A 361-nucleotide genomic window follows, 5' to 3' on the forward strand; every position below is an offset into this window, starting at 1 on the left:
AAGCCGCACGGCGTTGTCCGTCCTGCGGCAGCCCGCGTGTGCTGGCCCATCCGGAACTGCACGACCTTTCCGTCGCACATATGGACTGCGACGCTTTCTATGCCTCGGTGGAAAAGCGCGACAATCCGGAGTTGGAAGGCAAACCCGTCATCATCGGCGGCGGGCGGCGGGGTGTGGTTTCGACTGCTTGCTATGTCGCCCGGATCAGGGGCGTGCGGTCCGCGATGCCGATGTTTCAGGCGCTCAAGCTCTGCCCCGAAGCAGTGATCGTCAAACCCCGGATGCAGGCCTATGTCGAAGCGAGCCGCGCGATCCGAAGCATGATGGAAGAGCTCACACCCGCCGTGCAGCCCCTGTCGCT

Annotated in this window: 1 protein-coding gene; it reads left to right on the forward strand. The window is 64.0% G+C overall.

What is annotated here, in order from left to right; translation table 11 throughout:
- Positions 1-361: Y-family DNA polymerase (locus tag A3764_RS20920; protein ID WP_443069404.1), on the forward strand; the 361-nt coding region annotated here is incomplete at both ends.

The organism is Sulfitobacter sp. HI0129 (assembly GCF_001635395.1).
Taxonomy (GTDB): domain Bacteria; phylum Pseudomonadota; class Alphaproteobacteria; order Rhodobacterales; family Rhodobacteraceae; genus Sulfitobacter.